Here is a 1,045-nt window from a genome sequence, read left to right as displayed (position 1 = left end):
TTCGGGAGGGCGCTTACCACTTTGTGATTCATGACTGGGGTGAAGTCGTAACAAGGTAACCGTAGGGGAACCTGCGGTTGGATCACCTCCTTACCATGCTGAATCCCGCCCGTGAAGTGCTCACACAGATTGTCTGATAGAAGTAACGAGCAGTAAAACCCCGGCAGGCTTGTAGCTCAGGTGGTTAGAGCGCACCCCTGATAAGGGTGAGGTCGGTGGTTCAAGTCCACTCAGGCCTACCAATTCCTTCCAGCACTGCGTTATGGTTTCGGCTCGCATAGTTCACTATGCGTCGCAAAACCATGCCTTGTTCTGAAAGGAATGAAGGTAACCGACGGTTTTACGAACACATCTGGGGCTATAGCTCAGCTGGGAGAGCGCCTGCCTTGCACGCAGGAGGTCAGCGGTTCGATCCCGCTTAGCTCCACCATCAACCTGTGGTTGATGAACACTCCAGAGTGCATTTGCGAATGTACTGTGAAGTTTTGCTCTTTAATAATCCGGAAACAAGCTGAAAATTGAAAACGGAACAACATAATTGTTGTTCACGATTCTCTCAATTCTCGCACTCATGAGCGTCACGAGACGCTTGCGGGTTGTGAGGTTAAGCGAATAAGCGTACACGGTGGATGCCCTGGCAGTCAGAGGCGATGAAGGGCGTGCTAATCTGCGATAAGCGCCGGTAAGGTGATATGAACCATTATAACCGGCGATACCCGAATGGGGAAACCCAGTGCAATCCGTTGCACTATCATGTCATGAATACATAGTGGCATGAGGCGAACCGGGGGAACTGAAACATCTAAGTACCCCGAGGAAAAGAAATCAACCGAGATTCCCTGAGTAGCGGCGAGCGAACGGGGAACAGCCCAGAACCTGAATCAGCGTATGTGTTAGTGGAAGCGTCTGGAAAGTCGCAGGGTACAGGGTGATACTCCCGTACACAAAAGCACATGCACTGTGAGTTCGATGAGTAGGGCGGGACACGTGGTATCCTGTCTGAATATGGGGGGACCATCCTCCAAGGCTAAATACTCCTGACTGA

General features: G+C 51.3%; 2 tRNA genes and 2 rRNA genes. All 4 read left to right on the top strand.

The window, feature by feature from the left end:
- Positions 1 to 93: ribosomal RNA gene (locus J2X14_RS20975) — 16S ribosomal RNA — on the top strand; the annotation flags it as partial.
- A 72-nt stretch (positions 94 to 165) separates the two neighbouring features.
- A tRNA-Ile gene (locus tag J2X14_RS20970) sits at positions 166 to 242 on the top strand.
- 112 nt (positions 243 to 354) lie between these two features.
- Positions 355 to 430 (top strand) — tRNA-Ala (locus tag J2X14_RS20965).
- A gap of 172 nt (positions 431 to 602) precedes the next feature.
- Positions 603 to 1,045 (top strand): 23S ribosomal RNA (locus tag J2X14_RS20960); the annotation flags it as partial.

Origin of the sequence: Mixta sp. BE291, from assembly GCF_031457955.1 — a bacterium.
Taxonomy (GTDB): domain Bacteria; phylum Pseudomonadota; class Gammaproteobacteria; order Enterobacterales; family Enterobacteriaceae; genus Mixta.
This window is presented reverse-complemented; position numbering and strand designations above follow the sequence as displayed.